Genomic DNA, 21,154 nt, shown 5'->3' on the forward strand with positions numbered 1-21,154 from the left:
AATATTTTCCGGCACCGCAAAGTTAACACATAATCACAAGCATAACGACTCCCGTGAATAAAACGTCTATGACCATGAAGTACGAAGTCATTCTCTATTACAACTTTAAACATATTGAAAATCCGGAACAGTTTTGCAAGGATCACAAAGCCTTTTTGAAAGGCTTGGGTGCAAAAGGGCGGGTTTATATCAGTGATGAAGGGCTGAATGGTACGCTTGGCGGCACACCTGAACAGATGCAGGCTTACAAGGAGTATGTGTGGAGTCTGCCCGGTTTTGAAGACACTGAGTTCAAGTGTGATGAACACGAAACAATACCCTTTGCCAAGCTGAAGTGTAAAGTTCGTGAAGAGATTGTGGCGCTTCATATGGACGGAGTAAACCCCGAAGATGGCGGTTACCATATGCCTCCTAGCGAGTGGAGAGAGACGATGGAGTCCGGCGAGGATTATGTAATGATCGACGTGCGAAATGATTATGAATCTAAAGTGGGCCACTTTGATGGTGCAGTAAAACCACAGGTTGAAAACTTTTTCGATTTCCCAAAGTGGCTCGAAGAAAAAGAGAAGGAGATTCCAAAGGATAAAAAAGTATTGATGTACTGTACGGGTGGTATCCGCTGTGAAAAGTTTTCCGTTCTGATGAAAAAGAAGGGGTGGGAAGATGTCAATCAGCTTCACGGCGGAATATTGAACTATGCTAAAGAGGAGGGCGGCGAGCACTTTAAAGGGAAGTGTTTTGTGTTTGATGATCGTCTTGTGGTTCCGGTCAATAAGAACAACCTGGAGCCGGTGGCGCACTGCGAAATTACCGGAAAACCGGCTGATAATTACATCAACTGTGCGAATATGGAGTGCAATAAGCTTTTTGTCTGCTCCGAAGAGGGGGCAAGATTAATGGAAGGCTGCTGCAGCGAAGAGTGTAAACAGAGCGAATTTAGGCGGCCGTTTGATCCCGAGAATGCCTTCCGCCCGTTCAGAAAATGGTATAATTATTTCGATGATGAATTTAAAGAGAGAGAAGTCAGCGTGCCCGGTTCGGGTGGTTGCTCCATATGAGCTGAACCGCACTATTAACATTAAACCCGCTGATGCCGGAAAAACCGTACTCGATTTTTTTGATGAACGGTTTCCCTATTTAGGGCGGGATATTTGGATCGATCGAATCAATCACGGTTGGATAACTGAAGGTACTCAACCCGTTTCATCAGACTTTACCATAAAACCACATCTGCGTCTGAACCACTTTTCACCAAAAGTGAAAGAGCCCGCAGTTGCTTCCGATATTCGTGTGTTGGATGAGACCGACGACTGGCTGGCAGTCTATAAGCCGGCACCCCTGCCGATGCACCAGGGTGGAAGATATTACAAAAACACGCTTCTCTACATGTTAAAGGAGATGGGATACGATAATCTGAAAATGGTTCACAGATTGGATGCGGTGACTTCCGGTGTAGTTTTACTGGCAAAGCACAAAGAGTCGGCTAAAAATTTGAGAGTCGCATTTGAGAGTGGCCTTGTTCGAAAAGTGTATCATGCGGTTGTGCTTGGAGAGATGACGGAACCGATTACGATTGAAGTGCCTATCCGAAGAAAAAGAGGATTCGTGTTTGAGTGCGGAGAAGGATTAACTGGAGCAAAGTCTGCGATTACGAAATTCTTTCCGGAAGAAGTCCAAGACGGGAAAACAGTAGTTCGATGTGAGCCGCTAACAGGCAGAACCCATCAGATTCGCCTCCACCTAAAATATGCAGGATTCCCCATTGTTGACGATCCAATCTACGGCCCGAACGGAGATGATAGCGGCCAGAAACTACAAAACTCCGCAATTAGCTTGCGGAGTTCCGGGATAGAAATTGATGAGTTGGATATTAGAGTAAACCATTAATAACATCTTCAAGAAGGCTATCATCTTCTTCAGAGTTACTATTGGATGATGGGTTTACGGACGTTTGATATACACTTAACTGTTGAAAAACCCTCCGGGCAGTACGTGAAGCTGCCATATCAGCATATTGTTGAGCCCTGCAATCATACTGAAGTTTTGCCTTTCCATTAAACTGAATGTCAAATTTGGGAGCATTTTCATTTGATTTTCCGACTAGAACAGAGCCAAAGATTTCCACAGCACCACTTGAACTCAATGCGAATGCGTTTTCAAAAATAACTAATCCATGAAATTCAGGAGTACCGGCTGTTTGCAGATCAGCTTCTACTTCAACATCTACATTTCCGGAACTTCTAACAATTAAAATACCAGAACCCACAGTATTCCCACTAATTTTAGCAGTGGTATTATCCACAACAAAAACACCGGGATCAGGTATGCCTGTTTCAGGGTTTACATCACCAAAATCATCTTGATCAACTTTATTTTGCAAATTTGTGTAATCAACGCCGGAAGTTCCGGAGTGCAATGCTTCAATCAATGTAACGACATCATTGAAATCCATGTCAGGATCATATCCAAACTTTGAATCTCCATTAATGTTATCAGATTCATCATCTAAATCACTGCCATCTTTATACACATCTGAGTCTGATGCCATAACACCCGGCAAATCTTCACATTGCCCTGAAGCATCTCGTCCATCAATAATTTGTCCTTTATTATTTCCGCCACCACTTATACCGAAAGAATAATCTGATGCATTATCCATATATAAACCTAATGCGGAATTAATTCTTGGCACTAAACTATTTTCACTTTCATCAAGAAGTAAAGAAAGTCTCTGTGTTTCACCATTAAATCGACCAACGGAAACCAGTCTGATTTGATCATCTGTACCGGTTTCTTCAACCCCAACGGAGGCCTGGCCACCATCCACATTGAACGTTCTTTGTCCATTTCTCCAATCCGGATCATCGAGCATAGCCCGAATAGCTATTTCTGATCCCATATAGGCAATATTTTGCGCTTGCGTTGCCTCAGCGTAGTTAGCCGAATGGCCGGCTAAATTGTTCAGCCCACCAAAAACGGATGTTTGTGTGATGCCGAGCGAAATCAACACGCCGGCTACAATAATAAGCATGGCTCGTCCCATAGGAATTACCTCATAAATTTAAATTTGGCGGAGTAAACACTCGGTGCCAGGATGATGTTGTGTATTGGTTATTGCGGCCGGTACCCTCTCTCGGCTGTACTTCTAAAATAACTTCGATTCGATTAATATCAGCAGTATTTGCTACCGGAGTTGTCAGTGGATTTGGATCTCCAAAACTGTAGTATCGAATTTCGAACCGGGTTACGCCTACATTAATTTCTTGTGTATCTCCACCCGTTATCCGAACCAGTGAACGATGGTCTGTGTTGTTTGATCCGGCTAAGACATCATCTTCCAGCCTCCAGGTAACGGCTTCAATAGACTCACCTGCATCATTATCTAAATTGGCTTGAAATTGAATTTCATCTTCATCAGCAAAAGCAATCGGATTGCTAATCGGGCCCGATACATTATAGCCGATTTTTGGGAAGTCATACTGGATCAAATCACTGATTGCACTCACATGGCTTTGGCTCATGGTATGCAGGGAAATATCCTGTGTACTCTGACTCATTCTCAAGTTCATGGATACGATAGAGAGCATCAGAAGCGCGGCGATAATAAAACTTGTAACTAAGCCTAAGTTCATAATTTCTCTCAGTTGGTATTATTGTAAACCCGAATATAGCTCAGATTTACGTCATTCATCATGGATTCATTCGATACAGTAACGGAAATTCTTTTATAAATCGTAGCAGATGTTGGTGCGTTAGATGTCAAATCGGCGGGATCCATATACTCAATGATTGAAGTGACTTCAAACTCTCCCAGATCAGTATTCAGTGTTTCGGAGTATTCGTTTAACTCTTCAAAGGAATCAATAGTCTGGCGATTCGTAGCTGTTGTTGTGGAGATAGGATTGCCATTCACAAAATCATCGGGAACATCGTCAGGAACGGTATTACCGGCAGTTGCCTGATCAAAAGGTACTGTTTTTGAAAATTCGATCAGATCCTGCGCAATGGAAACAGCACGGACTTCAACTTCAGAGCTGACTCTAACGGTATCGTTGTTCAGCATGAAGCGATTTGCTGTAGTCAGCACTAAAGCAAAAATGATCATGGCTCCCATGACCTGTATGACTTCAGTATATCCCATCATAACGTTAGGAATTAAATTAAATGTTTTGGGTCAGCTATTACTTAAGCTGACGTACCATCTATAGTATAAAGAGAAAATGGGGACGATTTTGTTACAGTTTTCTTAATTGAGGGGCTCTGCGATTAAAAAACCCCAATACGGCGGGACCATATTGGGGCTTAAAATGCAAGTAGTGAAGACTAAGCCTTCTTTTATTTGCGGTTTGTTTATTTGTCCATCAGCTTTTTGAAGTCTTCCAACGTGGAGCGGACTGCTTTTTCTGATGCTCTTAAAAGGTCGGTTTCTGATTCGTCTAAATCAACCTCAATTATTTCCTTAATTCCACCGTGTCCCAGTTTTACCGGTACTCCGAGGAAAATATCTTTAATGTCGTACTCGCCTTCAAGTAGCACGGCACATGGGAATATACGATTCTGATCGAGCATTATTGCCTCAACCATCTGTGCAGCGGCTGCGCCGGGTGCATACCATGCGGATGTTCCCATCAGGCCAACAATTTCGCCGCCACCTTTCTTGGTTCTCTCAACAATGGCGTCCAGTTTGTCTTTGTCGATCAATTGAGTGACCGGAATACCGGAAACGGTTGTGTAACGCGGAAGTGGAACCATTGTGTCGCCGTGTCCACCCATTAGCAGAGATTGGATATCTTTTGGTGACACATCCAGTTCTTGTGCTAAAAAGGATCTGAATCGGGCAGTATCCAGAATACCGGCCATTCCCATTACTTTGCTTTTGTCCAGACCGCTGGCAGTGTGTGCTACATAGGTCATCACATCAAGCGGGTTAGAAACAATGATAATAATTGTATCCGGTGAATATTTTACCAGCTCTTCGGTAACACCCTTTACAATTTTACTGTTAATTTCGAGCAGGTCGTCACGGCTCATTCCGGGTTTTCTGGGCACACCGGCTGTAATCACACAAACATCAGATCCTTTGGTGTCTTCGTAATCGACGGTTCCGGTCAGTCGTGTGTCAAATCCTGAGATGGGTGATGCTTCCCATTGGTCGAGTGCGCGTCCTTTTGAAGGGTAAAAAGTGTTATCCCCATCTTTTTTTTCAATGTCAACCATTACAACTTCTTTCGCGAAATCCCGTTCAGCAATACTTAGTGCTACGGTTGAGCCAACATTACCACCGGCTCCTACAACTGTTACTTTCATGATTTTTCTATTTTTTAAGTTTTAAATATAGTATTTCGAAAGACTCTTTAGCATTTCAAGTAGTTCTCCTTGAAAAATGCCCTTCTTTAAAATAAAGGAAAAATGAGTAGAATTGAAGTAATTTTGGAGAGTTTTATCCTTTTCTCCGGTCGAGCCCCCACATGAGCTTATTGCGAAGTGTTTCGAAGTAGTTTTGCTCGGGAAGCTGAATCAGCTTTATGGAGAATTCACTTCGCTTGATGTGCACTTCAAACTCAGACTCACTTGGCTGAGTAATGCCATCGTATGCAAATAGTGTGTGATTCCCGCTTTCAGCACTTTTTATCGTCAGCGTGTTGTGATCGGGCAATACCAGTGGCCGGGTGGTGAGCGTGTGCGGATTGATGGGAGTTAGCAGCATCACCGGAGTGGACGGTAATACAATTGGCCCGCCAGCCGACAAATTATAAGCTGTTGAACCGGTTGGTGTGGAAACCAGTAATCCATCAGACCAATAGTTGTTGATGAACTCCCCGTCATAATCTGCGCGAAGCGTGATCATGGATGAGGTCTCTTTTTTGGTGAAGAGAAACTCGTTCAGTGCGTAGTATGTGTTACCGGCAGATGAGTCGGCTCGGAGCAAGTGCCGTTTGTCAATTTTGAAATTATGGTTGACGATCTGTTCCAGGGAATGATGAATAAAATCAGGTTGTACATTGGCCATAAAGCCCAACTTTCCTGAGTTGATCCCCAGCACAGGAATGTCATTTTCCTTTATCAGATGAGCAGTGTGTAACAGCGTTCCGTCTCCACCGATCGCGATCACGATTTCTGAATTTTCAACAGCTTCTTTTTCAGAGTCTACAATTTTAATATTGTTATGTTCACTCACTTTTGGAAAGTGAGATTTTAAAGAAGCTGTTATATAAAGTGTCTGTTTATTGGCTGAGCACCAATTTAAAACCTGCTCAAGCGGTTCCTGAACGGAATATTTTTCCGGATTTGCTAAAATGCAAAATTTCATGAGGCGTCCCTTTCAGCCTGATCAATTTCAAGTCCTCGTAAAGGCAACTGCCATGGAACAGCCGTCGGCTCAATGCCGTCAATGTAGCTGTGATAAATACCGATAATGACCGATTCTGCAGTGAGCCATTGGCCTTGATCATTGTCGGTGTTGAAGTATGGATAGTGAAACGAATCTACGGAACGACTAAAAAGTACAGACTCAGCAGTTGGGATTCGTATGTCAAGAAACGAAAGTGATACATCCGGCCTAAAGACAGAGTTATTGATATCTGTAAAGAGCATTGTGGCGAATGGATTTTCCGTAAAGGTAACGTAAAGTTCGGATGGTACAGATTCGGGCTCATATTCTGTTGGAATTTCCGGCTCTTCGAAAGAGATTTCTCCCGGTGATGTTAGTTGATCTTGCTCCAACTGCGCCAACCGGTATTTGACATAGTCAAGATCACGCTCACTGCTTTCATTTAGATAGATCATGGTAAAACGGGTTGCAGAATTTTGAACCAGCTCAAATTGATCCTGATAAGATGAAACAAGATTTTGGCTACTGTCGGTTACCTGTGTTTTAATCTGCGGACCCAGTTCCGGTACCCAATCGATGTTTTTCCGTGCAAACTGCTGAAAAGCATCGGATTCGCTGGACTGGTAAATAAAATCGATGCGATTTACCGGGTAGTCTACTTGCCTGTCGGTAAATCTTGGGGAAGGATTACGGGTGAGCACAATCTCATTTTCATTTTGTGAATTAAGAATATAAGCACCGGTTCCCACAGGACTTGTACGTAAATCATCATCCCTATTCTGCAAAGCTTCACTTGGATAAATGGAAAGATATGGAGAGCCCAATTTCTTGAGAAAATCCTCATCCGGGTTTTTTAAGGTGAATCGAATCGTTTCAGCATCGATAACTTCAATTCCGGATATCCCATCGAGTACCCGTTTGGAGGAATCAAAAACTGTTCGCTGCTCAGTAAAATAGTTGTCGTAGCCTACAATATTCATCAAAAGCTGAGAAGCTGTGGGAGGAACATCAACTTTGGCGGTACGCTCGAATACCCACCGGACATCCTCTGCGTGAATTCTCCGGCCAACACCTGCCCCGAAAACAGTACTGTCGTGAAAGTAAAGATCCCGGTTTAATTTAAACTCGTACTGTGTGCCATCATCAGAAACTGTGTAGTCATTAATGAGTGCAGGTTCGGGGTTGCCGTCACTGTCCAATTTAAAGAGGCCATCATATATCAGGGAAACTACTCGCAGTGTGCTGAGATTCTCTGCGTAGAGCGGATCAAAATTCGTGACTGGTTCAAGGATGCCAACCCGCAATTGCGTAAAGTCATCACCATTCGGCTGATCGGTGCTTTCGGAAGATTCGCCTGAGGCAGATTCCGGATTTTGTTCTACTACCGTAATGGTATCTGATGAGCCACATCCATAAAATAGAATGATTAAAGGGATCAGGAGGAGAAGTGAGTTGGTAATCGGTTTTTTCATATCTATTTATTTCCTTTTAGACCTTTGATCCCCTTAACAGCTTTTTGGCTTAGTAAGTTTGTTTCGTAAGTGAGAATTCGGCCATTTTTCTTTTGATGAGTTGATACGGCAATATCAATCAATTCCAAAAGCAGTTTATCGAATGATATACCGGACTCTTTCCAAAGGTAGAACGAGAAAGATCCGGGAATGGTGTTGATTTCATTGAAAAAGTAGGTTTCGGTTCCGGATTCGACCAAAAAGTCTAATCTGGCCAATCCGCTGCAGTTAAATAACTTAAAAACTTCTGCAGAGGTTTCCTGAATGGACGTTGTCAAAGATTCTGAAATATCTGCGGGAATCACGCGATCTGCAGATGCCATTCCTTTGGAAGCATCATCACGCATGTATTTATCCTTGAACGAAAGTAGCTCTTCAGTTCCCATGGGGCGCTCACAAACACTAGCCTTTGGTGACTGAGGTGTTCCCACTACCGAACAGTTAATTTCAGTTAAGGGAGAAATCGCCTTTTCAACCAAAATATGATCATCATATCGAAATGCGGTCTCAACAGCTTCGATTAAAGCATCTCTGTCTTTAACGACCTCAACACCGATACTGCTTCCCAGATGGACCGGTTTGATAATGACGGGATAGGAAAGTTTTTCAATCTTATCCAGAATTCCGGCTTGATCGTCAACCCACTCGTTTTCGAAGAAATCAATGCCATCCACTACAGGAATTCCGGCCGATCGACAAAGCGCTTTAGCTGTAACTTTATCCATACCAACCGAAGATCCCATAACCCCACTGCCGGTATAGGGGATGTTATATGTTTCGCATACACCTTGAAATGATCCGTTCTCACCCGCAGAACCGTGAAAAGCGGTCAATACAGCATAAATAACGGTATGCTCATTTTTTGAGAATATCCCGCTTTTTTTCTTTTCTAAAACAGCTTGCCCCAATTCATTATGGGTAATGTGACAGGGAGTTGCATTGTCGGTAATCTTTCCAAGGTCTTCATAATGCTTCAGGTCTAAAAGATAATCTCCGGTAAACCACATTCCGTTTTTTGCAATGTAGAGCGGTATAATTTGATAGGGAGTATTTTCAAGAGCTGAAATGGCCTGCATCGCAGTTAAAACAGATACTTCATGCTCCGGAGATGCACCGCCAAATGCTACAACTAAGTTTTTTTCCATAATTATTTTTACTGAATTTGATTGATGATACAAAGTTCACTTTTTAATTAACAGCGTCTTATCTGCTTATATTGATTTTATTTGCATATCAAACGGTTCTGTCCCGAGTTGGTGCTAAAATTCTTATATTCGGCTGTTCGTTAGTTCTTGAATTCAACTCATAATTGTATAGATGTCTAAACATAAAATCCTTGTTATTGAAGATGAGGAGATGACGGCACGGCTGATTACCTACAGGCTCAAATCTTTAGGTCACGAAGTTCAACACGAAAAAGACGGTGTGAAGGGATTTCAAACAATTAAGGAATTCAGACCGGATTTAGTGGTTTTGGATATCATGTTACCGGGGCTTTCCGGATTTGAGATTTTACAAAAACTCCAGGATGATGAAAGTTTTGATTCAGACAGTATAAAAGTGTTGATGCTTTCCAGTAAAAAAAGAGCAGAAGACGTTTCTCGCGGGTTTAACCTTGGAGCGATGGAGTATGTTCCTAAACCGTTCAAAATGGATGAGTTTTTGCTGCGTTTGAACAGGGTTTTAAATCAATAGCATTTGCTGATCGATTTTCTAAATACACATGCCGAGCGAATCGTGCTCTTAGTTGTCATCGTGTTGGCAATTTTTAGTTTAATGGTATTTATCGGGGCCATTTACAGCCGGTGGAGGCTGAATTTGAGGGAAAAAAGAGAGAAACAGATTCGGGATAAGTTGTCTAACCTTGTAATCCGATATGTGTCCGGCGATTTAAAATTTGAAGAGTTGAAGTCAAAGCTTTCTACGGAAACGGACTACAGTATCTTAATGCAGCTTACAAATGAACTGGATAAAGCGCTGGAAGGTGAAGAGGAGAAACGTCTTAAAAGGTTGCTGAATTTACCTCCAATCCGAAGTTTTTTTGTGGATCGGTTCGAAACTAATGACCCACTTGAGCAAGCAAAAGCCTGTCTTTATTTTTCCAGACAGAGTAAGATCAAAAAAAGCATCCTGCCTAAGTTACTGGCTCACACATCGAGTAAGTATCCGATGCTGGCGTATTCAGCCTGTATGGCAGTTGTTATTCACGGATCTGCAGATCAAATTGAGAAGGCTATACATAATTTGTTGATTAATGAGGGGATCTCTGACCAAGCTTTGAATGACATCTTCAAAGAGTTTCAGGCCCAGTCGAGTGAAGACAGTAAAGTAGAATCTCAGCTATTGATGGATTTTATTGATGATAAAAGTTACAGCGATAAACGGACGTCATTATTGATTCGAACCTTGGGGGAGCTCCACTTTTATGAAAGTGCCGGGCTTTTGCTGAAAGAATTTTTAAATCTTGATGAAAGTCATTACTCCCCGGAAATTGCTTGTGCATTGATTGACGTGCTGTCAGGATTTGGGATGGATGAAATTCTTGAAGATCTGCATACGGTCTATTCTGTTTCAGAAAACCGGGAAGTACGGGAGTCAGCGGCCAGGGCTTTGGGAGCTTTTACTGATCCTGTCAGCAAACCGATTTTAAAATGGATGATGCTCGATCCTGATTTTTATGTGCGGTTTTATGCGGCTAAGTCGCTTTCCAACTATCCGGATATTCAGTTGGGTGAATTGAATCTGCCCGGTTCGGACAGTGAGGACTACCGAGAACTTCTGGGAGAGATTGAATCTTCAAAAGAGCTGGGGTATTGATGGAAATATTAGCTTCAGTACTGGTAGCGATTAATGTTCTGATTTTCTTCTACTTCATCTTTGTGAATTTCTCGTATATCACTCTCATTATATTTTCCTACATCCAGACGAAACGATCAAAAAAAGAGAGTTCAATATTTCAACTCAGTGGACTTTTCGACACCCGCCTTTATAAATCGATTAGTATTCTGGCCCCGGCCTATAACGAAGAGGCGTCGATAATTGAATCGACAGAGGCACTGCTGCACCTGGAATTTGCAGACTATGAGATTATCGTTGTGAATGATGGGAGTAAAGACAGTACGTTGGAGAAGCTGATCAAACATTTTAAGCTGAAAAAGATTGACCGGTATGTGCCGAAATCGATTGAGACAGAGCCAATAAAGGCAATATATGGGAGTCATCGTTATCCGAATTTGTTTGTTGTAGACAAGGAAAACGGACGGAAAGCAGACGCGTTGAATGCCGGTATCAATGTTTCACGAAAAGATCTGATCTGTGCGGTGGATTCTGATACTCTTCTTGAACCGACGGTACTTCAGCAGATGTTGATGGCATTTGTAGCCGATCCCAAAACGGTAGCAGTGGGCGGAGTGGTTCGTGTAGCCAACGGTTGCAAATTTGAGATGGGGGAAGTTTCTGAGGTAAAAGTCCCGAAAACGTTTATTGGACGCATTCAGGCCGTGGAGTATCTCCGGGCATTTCTATTTGGCCGCACCGGCTGGGACTACTTTGACAGCCTGTTGATTATCTCCGGAGCATTTGGTGTTTTTGATCGGGAATCTGTGATTAAAGTGGGCGGATACCTGCATGATACGGTTGGTGAGGATATGGAGCTGGTGGTTCGGCTACACCGCTACTACCGGGATCGGAATGAAAAATATCGGGTACGTTTTCTGCCTGAACCGGTCTGCTGGACAGAGGTTCCGGAGACCTGGACGGTTTTGGGAAGGCAGAGAAACCGTTGGCAGCGTGGATTAGCGGATACGTTATGGAGACATAAAAAAATGCTGTTCAATCCTAAATATGGCAGGCTTGGATTCTTAGCGATGCCATTTTTTCTGTTTGTGGAGCTGCTATCCCCAATTATTGAGCTTGGGGGATTTATCATTTTATTTATTTCGCTTTGGCTGGGTGTGATCAACGTGCAGTTTGCTCTTCTTTTCTTAGCCGCTGCAATACTGCTGGGTATGATACTGTCTGTGCTGTCCGTTCTGATGGAGGAACTGACGTTTCGCAGATATGATCGAATGAGGGATGTGGCGATTTTAATTCTGTATGCCTTTTTCGAAAATATAGGCTATCGACAAATCCATGCCTGGTGGAGATTAAAGGGGCTGATTGACTTCTTTAAAGGGAACAAAAGCTGGGGAGAGATGACGCGGAGTGGTACGTTTAGTCGCTGATAGTGACGCGGATTGACCGGATTTTTGGATTTCACAGATGAATTTTACTCAAATTTTGAATTAATAAACCTTTTAAACTTTAAGCTTTCTTCACCAAAGTTTACAAGAAGGCCAATTTGTAATTGGTATGCCTTTAGATAGTTCAATATTTGAGCATAATGGACTGATGTAATTTCAGATACAGCTTTCAATTCAAGAAGAATTTTATCTTCAACTAAAAAATCAACTCTTCTTGAGCCGACATTTTGTCCTTGGTAATATAATGCCATGGATATTTCACGGTCGTATTCAAGATTTGAATGACTGAACTCAATTGCCAGTGATCTCTGATATATGACCTCGGGAAACCCATTTCCAAGTTCTGAATGAACTCTCATACAAGCCCCTATGATCCTGCCTGTTAACTCTTTGTGTTTTAAATGGTCCATTATATCGCTGTATTTGATAAATGGAACCCAATATTTAAAACCCTTACAGTTTTTGATTTAGAATACAGAAAGAAAATCCGTGAAATCCAAAAATCCGCTTAATCCGCGGCTCTACTTAGACAAATACAAACTCTTAAACTCATACGGCTTTTTAAAGTGCTCATCATTAAAGTCCTTCGCGAAGTAGATGCTTTCTCCGGTTGATTTCATCTCCGGCCCCAACTCCTTCTTCACTTCCGGGAATTTATCAAATGGGAACACAGGCTCTTTAATGGCCCAGTTCACCAATTTTGACTTCAGGTCGAATTCCTTGAGTTTGGCACCAAGCATCACTTTTACACCAATGGCCGCTTCGGGAATCTGATTTGCCTTGGCCAGAAACGGAATGGTTCGGGTGGTTCGGGGATTGGCCTCCAGTACATATACTTTATCATCCTTCACCGCATACTGTACATTCAGGAACCCAAGAATTTCCATATTTTCTGCGATTTTAAGCTGATGGTCTTCGATCGTTTTGATAACCTCATCACTTAGAGAGTAGGGAGGTAGAACGGCAGTTGAGTCACCGGAGTGAACACCGGCCGGCTCGATATGCTGCATGATTCCGGCAATATGAAGCTGATCTCCATCGTACACCGAATCCACATCAACCTCTATGGCGTGTTCCAGATACTTATCAATGAGGAAGGCATTTTCCGGATGAGTTTTCAGGATGTTGGCTACATATTTTCGCAGTTCCTCTTCCTTCACGGCAATCCGCATTCCTTGTCCGCCGAGTACGTAACTTGGCCGGATCAGCACCGGGTAGCCAATTCTTTTAGCAATTTTTATAGCTTCTTCTACTTCTCTTGCTGTTCCATATTCCGGAAACGGGATATCCAATTTCTTCAGAAATTTGGAGAACTCTCCACGATCTTCTGCAAAGTCGATCATCGCAAAATCGGTGCCGAAGATTCTGATTCCTTCCTCTACAAATCGTTTTCCGAGTTTTAGGGCCGTTTGTCCTCCCACTTGCAGAATTACTCCTTCCGGTTTTTCGTGATCGATGATATCCAGAACACGCTCCCAATACACCGGCTCAAAGTAGAGCTTGTCGGCAAAGTCAAAGTCGGTGGATACCGTTTCAGGGTTACAGTTCACCATGATCGCTTCGTAGCCCATTTCCTTGGTTGCTAAGACAGCATGCGTACAGGAGTAATCGAATTCTATACCCTGCCCAATTCGGTTTGGACCACTGCCGAGAATCAGCACTTTCTTGCGATCTGTAACTTCGCTTTCATTCTCTCCTTCGTAAGCGGAATAGTAATAGGGCGTTTGAGCCGGGAATTCAGCCGCGCAGGTATCCACCATTTTGAAGGATGGTGTAAGCCCGAGCTCTTTTCGTCGGTCCCGAACTTTTTTGTCGTTTACTTTTTCCCCGCTTTTGCTAAGCAGGTAAGCGATCTGCGAATCGGAGAAACCGGCCTGCTTCAATTCAAAGAAATCCTCTTTGGAGATCTCTTTCAATGCTTGCCCTTCGGTTCGGTTTTCCAGCGAAACCATATAACGGATCTGTTGCAGGAACCACGCGTCTACTTTGGTGATGTCTGCGATCTCTTCTACGGAGGCACCCAGCTTAAAAGCATTTCGAATCTGCATAGAACGATCCCAATATGGTTTTAACAAACGCTCACGAACCGTTTTTCGGTCGAAATCTTCATAGCCGTCAGCTCCCAAGCCATCTCGACCCACTTCCAGGGATTGCCATGCTTTGTTCAGCGCTTCAGGGAAATTTCTCCCGATCGACATCACTTCACCCACAGCTTTCATTTGTGTGGTCAATTCTTCATCTACACCGGGGAATTTGTCGAAGTTGAAACGCGGTATTTTACAGACCACATAATCAATACTCGGTTCAAAACAAGCTGAAGTGGTTCCCGTGATTTGATTCTTAAGTTCGTCGAGCGTGTAACCGACGGCAAGTTTGGTTGCTACTTTTGCGATCGGATAACCGGTCGCTTTGGACGCAAGCGCTGATGAGCGACTCACTCGCGGGTTGATCTCGATCGCTACCAATCGGTCTGATCCCGGTTCCATCGCAAACTGCACGTTACATCCTCCGGCAAAGGTCCCGATACTGCGCATCATCTTGATGGCGGCATCACGCATGTTTTGCAGTTGTTTGTCGCTGAGCGTCTGTGTCGGAGCAACAGTTACAGAATCTCCGGTGTGAACACCCATCGGATCCATATTCTCAATGGAGCAGATGATGATCACATTGTCGTTTGCATCACGCAGCAGCTCCAGCTCGTACTCCTTCCACCCAAAAATGGATTCCTCGATCAGCACCTGGTGCACCGGACTCATTTCCAGTCCGCGCAGCACCTTTCGTTCAAATTCATCTTCATTCCAGACGATTCCGCCTCCGGCGCCACCCATGGTGAATGACGGACGGATTACGATCGGCAAACCACCCAACTCCTCTTTAATCTCCTTTGCATCCAGCAGAGACTGAGCCGTTCGGCTTTTACACTGCTCAATGCCAATCTCTTCCATTTTGTCGCGAAATAACTGGCGATCCTCGGTCAGCTCTACCGCATCAATATCCACTCCAATGATTTGAATATTGTTCTCTTTCCAGAAATTCACCTTTTCAAGGTCACGGCAGAGGTTTAAGCCGGTTTGACCACCCATGGTTGGCAGAACAGCATCGGGATTCTCTTTGGCTACAATTTCCCGGATGGAATCAGTAGTCATGGGTAACATGTAGACCGCATCGGCCATAATCGGATCTGTCATGATGGTAGCCGGATTCGAGTTGATGAGTACAATCTCGTATCCCTCTTCCTGAAGAGAGCGGCAAGCCTGGGAGCCTGAGTAGTCAAATTCACAAGCCTGGCCAATTACAATAGGTCCTGAACCAATGATCAAAATTTTGTTGATGTCGTCGCGTCTGGGCATTTTTCGAGGTTTTTTGTAGTCGTTTTAAAAAATGTTAGTTGGTGGTTTTTCAGCTGTAGGAATCTTTAGATCTCAAATCTCAAGACTCAGATCTCACATCTATTTCTGTTCTTTCATCATGTCGATAAACTGATCGAACAGATACGCTGAGTCATGCGGACCGGGCGATGCTTCGGGGTGATACTGAACCGAAAATCCCGGGAAGTTTTTGAACTTCAACCCTTCGATAGTTCCGTCATTCAGGTTGATGTGAGTTACTTCTGCAACCTTTTCATCCAGCGAATCCTCATCTACGGCAAATCCGTGGTTCTGGGTTGAAATTTCCACAAGACCGGTTTTCAGATTTTTTACGGGCTGATTGGCTCCGCGGTGTCCCACAAACATTTTGGTTGTTTTAAGGCCTTCACTGAGGGCCATCAATTGATGGCCAAGACAGATTCCAAACATCGGCTTGCCGGATTCCTTCGCATAATTCACAGCTTCCATTGCATATTCTGCAGTGGCGGTTGGGTCGCCGGGACCGTTACTGAAAAAGTAACCGTCTGCTTCCCAGGCTTTGATCTCTTCGAGTGGAGTTTTAGCCGGAAAAACCCGCAGGGTGCAGCCGCGTTGATTCAAATTATTGATGATGTTCTGTTTAATTCCATAATCAAAAGCGGCTACTCTGAAGTCATCTTTACCATTTACGGTTTGAGCTTCGGATCGGGTAACTTTTGTTGCCAGCTCCAGGCCTTCCATGTCGTCCCAGTCTTTAGCCATCCGGACAAGTTTTTCGTCATCCATTTCCGTGCTGGAGATTACCGCATTCATTACACCTTTTTCCCGTACATGGCGGACCAGTTTGCGGGTGTCGACTCCGCTGATGCCGGTAATTTTATTGTCTTCAAGGTACTCCTGAAGGCTTCGGTCGGCCATCGGGTTACTGTATTCATCAGAAAAAGCGCGGCAAATTATACCTGCAACCATCACCTTGCGGGCTTCATCATCCCGCGGCTGGGTCCCGTAGTTTCCAATGTGCGGGTAGGTCATCATCATCAACTGACCGTAGTAGCTCGGGTCGGTGAAAATTTCCTGATAGCCGGTCATACTGGTGTTAAAGCAGAGCTCACCGCCTGTGGTTCCAATATGTCCCACTGCACGACCCTTAACAACGGTTCCATCGGAGAGTGCAAGTTTTGCAGGTGTAGTATTAGGCATAACTGGAGTCATATCTGAATTGAGTTAGAGGTCTTTTTCGAGGATTCGAAGATAATATTTTGGGGTTTCAAGAACTTTGAAACGGGAAGAGAAAACTGAAACTGGCGGGCCAAAAAAAATCCGACAACGGAAACCGCGTCGGATTTGTGATAAGAAATTTCGTATGTGCAGATGGTCGGATTTGGCGAATTCATCAGCTCTGTTTCAAGGTTTCGATAAGGTAAGAATACAGGCTAAAAGTTGAAAGGATTTTTTATGATTTATAAGATTAAATAAATGTCTGCTCAAATTTAGAGACTACCTATGAGGGAAAGTATATTTTAATTACCGTTTCCAACTGCTCCTTCAATCATGTAGTAAATCTCTTCTCCCGGTCCGACGGGGATTCCAAGTCCGAATACCATAACATAAAATAGTATGATCCAGCCGATTAAAAAGAAAATACTATAGGGCAACATCATGGCTATTATAGTTCCGATACCGAGATCTTTATCGTATTTGTTGGCAAAAGCCAAGATTAGTCCGAAATAACTCATCATCGGAGTGATGATATTAGTGACTGAGTCACCAATTCGGTAGGCTGCCTGAATCACCTCCGGTGTATATCCAATCAGCATCAGCATGGGCACGAAGATAGGAGCTGTTACCGCCCACTGTGCAGAAGCGGAACCTAGCATCAGGTTGACCGAGCCGGAGACCAGGATGAATCCTATAAAAATAATCGGCCCGGTTGCTCCCATGCTTTGAAGAAACTCGGCACCTTTCACTGCGAAAATCTGCCCCAGGTTACTCCATCCGAAATAAGCCACAAACTGAGCAGCAAAAAAGACGATCACAATATAGAGCCCAAGAGTGGACATTGCGTTCGACATTCCTTTAATGATATCGCGATCAGACTCCATGGTACCTACAAGCTTTCCATATACAAAACCAGGAATGAGGAAGCAGATAAAAATAAATGCCACTACACCACGAAGGAATGGAGAGTCTTTCCAATCACCGGTTTCGGGGTTTCTTAAAACACCGTTTTCCGGAACGATTGTGAGCGCCAAAATACCAAACATAATAACAATGGAGACTCCGGTCCATTTAAGCGCACGGATCTCTTTTTCAGTCAATGGGTCCATGGAGGCTTCGTCGGAGAGATCTTCCATCGCCATGCTTTCGTCGTACTCGCCAAGTTTCGGCTCAACAATCCGGAGTGTAACAAATGCACCGAGAGCTGTAATCATGAAAGTACTTACAAACATGAAGTAGTAGTTTGCTGTGGCAACCACTACATAGTCGGGATCGATCAGGTTGGCAGCTTCCTGGGTCAATCCGGCTAAAAGCGGGTCAATGGTTCCGAGAAGTAGGTTGGCACTGTAACCGCCCGAAACACAGGCAAATGCACAGGCAAGACCTGCCATTGGGTGACGTCCCATGGAGTGAAAAATGACTGCGGAGAGAGGTACAAGTACCACGTAACCCATCTCTGAAGCTGTATTTGATATCACGGCGGAGAAACAGATTGCGATTGTTACCAGGTTTTTCGGGGTAACAATAAATCGATAGATTCTTTTAGGGATGGCTGTAATGCCGGATCCGATATCGCCTTCCGGTTTAAATGAGGCGGCTTTAAGAACAATTCCTCGAATTACGGCGCTTATCAGTCCTGAATGCTCAGCAACGCCGACTCCCAACAGAGCTACCAGTACAACACCGAGAGGTGCAAAACCTGTAAAGTTGGAGACCATATTTGTGATGATCATTCGAAGACCTTCGGCATTCAGCAAGCTAACCGGCCGGATGATGCCATCCGGTGCTCGTCCGCCGGAACCTTCAGGCCGTGGATCGGCTGCACTCCAGTCCATCCATTCTGCAAATCCACTGAGCAATACTACGCCAAATGCAAAAAGCGCAAAGAGTGTAACGGGGTGAGGAAGTAGATTCCCGAGCCACTCAACAAAATCGAGAAAACGGGTAAAGAGGGATCTCTTCTCCGAATTTTGTTCCGGTACATTAGGATCGTCAGTTTTTGGATATTCACTCATAAAGCTAAGAGATGTCTAAGGTTTGATTTTTTGCAGATCAGTAGGCAGTAAGCTCCGGTTTAAAAGCTGCCTTAAATAGAAATCCTGTTGACGCAGCAACGGCTCCCATCAAGCCGCCTACTACAAATGTGATAATCAATACATTTTCAGGTGTATTCACTTGCAGCATAGTGGCGATTCGGTTAGAAAGGATACCCTCGTTCATTACATGGATGTAAAATGCTTGTATAAACCACGCTGAGCCAACTCCCGAAAAACCAATTAAAAAGGCGTGGACCCATCGGTCGAGCATCCAGGCGCCAATAATAAAAGCAGGTAAAACTCCTGCCCACCAAGGAAGGAATAGGTTCAAAACCCAGGTTAGAATAAAAATGATAAAAAATGAGAGCATGCGAACAACTCAGGTTTGATTGTGCAAGGTTGGAGTATAGCAGTTTAAAGATTAAACCGAAATAAAAAGGAGTGCCGCCATTGTTTTGGCGCAACGGGAATTAAAATAATAGATAAAAACTTTTAAAAAAGCGTTTTTCTTACGATTAAATACGAATCAAAGGCGCAGAACTTACGGTCTCAATTTTGATCTGATAGCGATTATTCTGATCTTTCAGCTCATAATTTTTTTACGCAAAAAACATATTCACAATCAGAAATTAAGTATACATTAACATGGCAAAGGTTGAAGTCGTGATGCCCCAAATGGGTGAATCCGTAATGGAAGGAACCGTTATTGAGTGGGCAAAAAAAGTAGGGGACAAGGTAGAAGTAGATGAAACTCTTCTTGAAATTGCAACAGACAAGGTTGATACCGAAGTCCCATCCCCAGAGGCAGGAGTACTTGTAGAAATTTTAGTTGAAGCCGATGAAACGGTGGAAGTAGGCCAGCCTATTGCTATAATAGACACTGATGGTGACGCTTCCGCCTCCTCCTCTGATGACTCGGGAGATGACGAGAAAGAAGAGGACTCTGCTGAGGAAGAACCGCAAGAACAAGAAGTGGAAGCTGCTCCGGAAGCATCAGAACCACAGCCGGATTCAGGATCAGACGGTGGAGATGAGGGTGAACGCATTGAAGTGGTTATGCCACAGATGGGTGAGTCTGTAATGGAAGGAGAAGTGATCGAGTGGCTGAAAAGCGTGGGCGACACCGTAGAGGTGGATGAACCGCTGCTTGAAATTGCCACTGATAAAGTGGATACCGAAGTACCCTCTCCCGAAGGCGGTACACTTGTGGAAATTTTAGTTGAAGCCGGCGACACGGTGGAAGTGGGTCAGCCCATTGCAATTATTGGTACCGGAAAAGCAGCCTCAGGCGGTTCCTCTGCACCTAAAAAAGAGTCTAAACCAAAAGCTGGAGAGAAAAAAGCGGAAGCACAGGACAAGGATGACGCAGAGCCGGCACCCGCAGCTGCTGAAGGATCAGAGCCTCAACGAATGGGAAGTGACGGTCGTTTCTTCTCACCTCTGGTTCGATCTATTGCCAAAGAGGAAGGAATTAGCCAGGAAGAACTTGAGTCTATTGAGGGAAGCGGAAAAGATAATCGCGTAACCAAAGACGATGTACTTCAATATCTTGAAGATCGCAAGGCAGGTAAGGTGAAAGCCCCATCCGCATCGAAAAGCAGCGGATTGACCAAACCGGGAGCGTCTGCATCCGGTAAAAGTTCCGGTAAGATTTCGGCGGGCGAGCTGAATATCGCCAGTCCGGATGAGAATATTGAAGTGATCAAGATGGACCGTATGCGCAAGATGATTGCAGAACATATGGTTCGATCCAAGCAGACTTCTGCACACGTAAGTACATTCAGTGATATTGATGTGACCAACATCGTGAACTGGAGAAATGCGAATAAGAAGAAATTTCAGGAGCAGACAGGAATCAAACTGACCTATACTCCGATCTTTATTGAAGCATTTATTAAAGCAATTGGTGAATTCCCGCTTCTAAACAGTTCCGTCGACGGAGATGAAATTATTCTGAAGAAGGATATCAACTTTGGCCTGGCGGTTGCGCTCGGCGAAGGTGGTAAAGGCGGATTGATTGTTCCGGTGATCAAGAAAGCACAGGACCTGAATCTGATCGGAATTGCTAAAGCGGTTTATGATCTGGCAAGAAAAGCTCGGAATAAAGAATTGAGTCCGGATGACCTGGTTGGTGGCACGATCACATTAACCAATTACGGAAGTGTGGGGAACCTGATGGGTACTCCGATTATCAATCAGCCACAAGTGGCCATTCTGGGTACCGGTGTGATTGAAAAACGACCGGTTGTAATGGAAACCTCGCAAGGGGATATGATCGGAATCCGACATATGATGTATCTGACCATGAGTTACGACCACAGAATTATTGATGGCGCTCACGGCGGTGCATTTACAACCCGCGTAAAAGAACTGCTCGAAAACTTTGATCCCAATCGGGCAATCTGATTTCGTGTAAAGTAAAATCGTATAATTCTTAAAGAAGCGGCATAAGTGATTGTGCCGCTTCTTT

18 protein-coding genes are annotated in these 21,154 nt (G+C 44.0%); 6 read left to right on the forward strand and 12 right to left on the reverse strand.

All coding sequences use genetic code 11. The features are described from left to right. Nucleotides 1-74 precede the first annotated feature (74 nt). On the forward strand, nucleotides 75-1,058 hold the full coding sequence (gene trhO / locus CWD77_RS07970; protein ID WP_101073421.1) for an oxygen-dependent tRNA uridine(34) hydroxylase TrhO: 984 nt from the start codon (nucleotides 75-77) through the stop codon (nucleotides 1,056-1,058). Beyond that, entirely contained in the window at nucleotides 1,000-1,887 is an 888-nt protein-coding gene (locus CWD77_RS07975) for a pseudouridine synthase (RefSeq protein ID WP_165779111.1), read from the forward strand. The genes trhO and CWD77_RS07975 overlap by 59 nt, the downstream gene beginning before the upstream one ends. Here CWD77_RS07975 and CWD77_RS07980 read toward each other — a convergent pair. From CWD77_RS07980 to CWD77_RS08010, 7 genes are all read right to left on the reverse strand, one after another. Then, nucleotides 1,871-3,043, reverse strand: coding sequence for a hypothetical protein (locus CWD77_RS07980; protein WP_101073042.1), 1,173 nt, complete (start codon nucleotides 3,041-3,043; stop codon nucleotides 1,871-1,873). The genes CWD77_RS07975 and CWD77_RS07980 overlap by 17 nt on opposite strands. A gap of 10 nt (nucleotides 3,044-3,053) precedes the next feature. After that, nucleotides 3,054-3,632 carry a hypothetical protein gene (locus CWD77_RS07985; protein WP_133120203.1) on the reverse strand — a complete coding sequence of 193 codons (579 nt, stop codon included), beginning with the start codon at nucleotides 3,630-3,632 and terminating at the stop codon, nucleotides 3,054-3,056. Between the two features lie 8 nt (nucleotides 3,633-3,640). Then, entirely contained in the window at nucleotides 3,641-4,144 is a 504-nt protein-coding gene (locus CWD77_RS07990; protein ID WP_101073044.1) for a hypothetical protein, read from the reverse strand. 206 nt (nucleotides 4,145-4,350) lie between these two features. Then, nucleotides 4,351-5,307 (reverse strand): malate dehydrogenase, encoded by a 957-nt coding sequence (gene mdh, locus CWD77_RS07995; RefSeq protein WP_101073045.1) that lies wholly within the window; start codon nucleotides 5,305-5,307, stop codon nucleotides 4,351-4,353. Nucleotides 5,308-5,440: 133 nt separating this feature from the next. Then, entirely contained in the window at nucleotides 5,441-6,310 is an 870-nt protein-coding gene (locus tag CWD77_RS08000; RefSeq protein ID WP_101073046.1) for an NAD(+)/NADH kinase, read from the reverse strand. Then, nucleotides 6,307-7,803, reverse strand: coding sequence for an ABC transporter substrate-binding protein (locus tag CWD77_RS08005; protein ID WP_101073047.1), 1,497 nt, complete (start codon nucleotides 7,801-7,803; stop codon nucleotides 6,307-6,309). The genes CWD77_RS08000 and CWD77_RS08005 overlap by 4 nt, the downstream gene beginning before the upstream one ends. A 2-nt stretch (nucleotides 7,804-7,805) precedes the next feature. Continuing rightward, nucleotides 7,806-8,987: a D-alanine--D-alanine ligase family protein gene (locus CWD77_RS08010; protein ID WP_101073048.1), complete on the reverse strand. Its 1,182-nt coding sequence runs from the start codon at nucleotides 8,985-8,987 to the stop codon at nucleotides 7,806-7,808. A gap of 172 nt (nucleotides 8,988-9,159) precedes the next feature. Between CWD77_RS08010 and CWD77_RS08015 the strand changes: the two genes are divergently transcribed. The 3 genes from CWD77_RS08015 to CWD77_RS08025 are packed head-to-tail and all read left to right on the forward strand — an operon-like array spanning nucleotide 9,160 to nucleotide 12,065. Continuing rightward, entirely contained in the window at nucleotides 9,160-9,537 is a 378-nt protein-coding gene (locus CWD77_RS08015; RefSeq protein ID WP_101073049.1) for a response regulator transcription factor, read from the forward strand. Nucleotides 9,538-9,540: 3 nt separating this feature from the next. Next, nucleotides 9,541-10,659 (forward strand): HEAT repeat domain-containing protein, encoded by a 1,119-nt coding sequence (locus CWD77_RS08020; RefSeq protein WP_101073050.1) that lies wholly within the window; start codon nucleotides 9,541-9,543, stop codon nucleotides 10,657-10,659. Beyond that, a complete protein-coding gene (locus CWD77_RS08025) occupies nucleotides 10,659-12,065 on the forward strand; it encodes a glycosyltransferase family 2 protein (RefSeq protein ID WP_101073051.1) in 1,407 nt (468 codons plus the stop codon). Before CWD77_RS08020 ends, CWD77_RS08025 begins: the two co-directional genes overlap by 1 nt. 44 nt (nucleotides 12,066-12,109) lie before the next feature. Here the strand turns inward: CWD77_RS08025 and CWD77_RS08030 are convergent, their stop codons facing one another. The 5 genes from CWD77_RS08030 to CWD77_RS08055 form a co-directional block, all read right to left on the reverse strand. Beyond that, nucleotides 12,110-12,493 carry a GxxExxY protein gene (locus CWD77_RS08030; protein WP_101073052.1) on the reverse strand — a complete coding sequence of 128 codons (384 nt, stop codon included), beginning with the start codon at nucleotides 12,491-12,493 and terminating at the stop codon, nucleotides 12,110-12,112. Nucleotides 12,494-12,604: 111 nt separating this feature from the next. Then, nucleotides 12,605-15,433, reverse strand: coding sequence for a carbamoyl-phosphate synthase large subunit (gene carB, locus CWD77_RS08035; protein WP_101073053.1), 2,829 nt, complete (start codon nucleotides 15,431-15,433; stop codon nucleotides 12,605-12,607). Between the two features lie 99 nt (nucleotides 15,434-15,532). Then, on the reverse strand, nucleotides 15,533-16,630 hold the full coding sequence (gene carA / locus CWD77_RS08040; protein WP_206017983.1) for a glutamine-hydrolyzing carbamoyl-phosphate synthase small subunit: 1,098 nt from the start codon (nucleotides 16,628-16,630) through the stop codon (nucleotides 15,533-15,535). 320 nt (nucleotides 16,631-16,950) lie between these two features. After that, nucleotides 16,951-18,663, reverse strand: coding sequence for an AbgT family transporter (locus CWD77_RS08050; RefSeq protein ID WP_101073056.1), 1,713 nt, complete (start codon nucleotides 18,661-18,663; stop codon nucleotides 16,951-16,953). A 37-nt stretch (nucleotides 18,664-18,700) separates the two neighbouring features. Beyond that, nucleotides 18,701-19,054 carry a hypothetical protein gene (locus CWD77_RS08055; protein WP_101073057.1) on the reverse strand — a complete coding sequence of 118 codons (354 nt, stop codon included), beginning with the start codon at nucleotides 19,052-19,054 and terminating at the stop codon, nucleotides 18,701-18,703. 275 nt (nucleotides 19,055-19,329) lie between these two features. On the opposite strand from CWD77_RS08055, the gene sucB reads away from it, so the two are divergent. Continuing rightward, nucleotides 19,330-21,090, forward strand: a complete 1,761-nt coding sequence (gene sucB, locus CWD77_RS08060) for a 2-oxoglutarate dehydrogenase, E2 component, dihydrolipoamide succinyltransferase (RefSeq protein ID WP_101073058.1) — start codon at nucleotides 19,330-19,332, stop codon at nucleotides 21,088-21,090. Nucleotides 21,091-21,154: the final 64 nt, after the last annotated feature.

This window comes from Rhodohalobacter barkolensis (assembly GCF_002834295.1).
Lineage (GTDB): Bacteria > Bacteroidota > Rhodothermia > Balneolales > Balneolaceae > Rhodohalobacter > Rhodohalobacter barkolensis.